The 1,164-nt window shown below is 48.1% G+C and carries 1 protein-coding gene; it reads right to left on the minus strand.

Going from position 1 to position 1,164, the window contains the following annotated elements; all coding sequences use genetic code 11:
- The coding region (locus C900_RS26710; protein WP_040497646.1) for a non-ribosomal peptide synthetase at positions 1–1,164 on the minus strand (1,164 nt) is incomplete at both ends.

The following is a 1,164-nucleotide window of genomic DNA, read 5'->3' on the forward strand; positions in this document are numbered from 1 at the left end:
TTTAAAGAATGTCCTCCCAAGGCAAAGAAATCATCATCGATACCGATCCGCTCTACATTTAGCAGTTCCTGCCATATGCGAACCATACTTACCTCCAGTTCCGTAGCCGGTGGTGTATACGCCATGTCCCTGTCTGTGACTTTCGGTGAGGGAAGCGCCTTACTATCAACCTTACCGGTAGATGTAAGTGGGAACTTATTGAGATGTACATAATAACCCGGCACCATATACATTGGCATCAATGAACTAAGAAACTGCTTCAACTCCCCGGAGGTGACTTCTTCCGAACCCGTATAATAAGCCACTATGTAGGAGTGGTCGTCTTTGTCCTGACGTACTACGGCCACTACTTCATCCACATGGTCGTGGGCTGACAAATGACTGGAAATCTCTCCGAGCTCAATTCGGTAGCCCCGTACCTTCACCTGATTATCCTTTCTGCCCAGAAACTCCACCATACCGTCCGGAAGCCAGCGCCCCATGTCTCCCGTTTTGTACAGGCGCGTGCCTGCTTCAAAAGGGTTGGCAATAAATCGCTCCAAGGTCAGCGCTTCATTATTGAGATACCCACGGGCAAGCCCTGCCCCAGATATACAAATCTCCCCGGGATTACCTGCCGGTACCAAATTCATCGCCTCATCCACTATATAAAACCTGGTGTTGGAAACCGGACGGCCTATCGGGATCTGTTTATCCCCTGACCTGATCCTGTAACAACTGCTGTAGGTCGTATCCTCTGACGGACCATACAGATTCCGCACCTCCATCCGCTCACAATCAAGCATGGAAAGAACCCGGGAAGGCACAGGCTCTCCAGCCATATTTAGAACCGTAACAGGCGAAAGATCAATCTCATTTTTCAATAATTCACCAACCACAGAAGGCACCGTGTTGATCAATACTTTGTCATCCCTGTCAAGATAGCGCGGTATTTCCATACCTGAGGCAATCACTCGCAGTGTTTTACCTATTGATAGCGTATAGAATATTTCATAAACAGACAAGTCAAAACAGTAAGAGGTACCTGCATAAACAATATCAAACGGTGAGACTAAAAATTCCTCCTGCGCCCAACTGATAAAAGCCACTGCATTACCATGGGTCAGACCCACCCCCTTAGGCCAACCCGTGGAACCAGAAGTATAGATAACATAGGCCAGGTCC

Source organism: Fulvivirga imtechensis AK7 (assembly GCF_000331535.1).
GTDB lineage: Bacteria > Bacteroidota > Bacteroidia > Cytophagales > Cyclobacteriaceae > Fulvivirga > Fulvivirga imtechensis.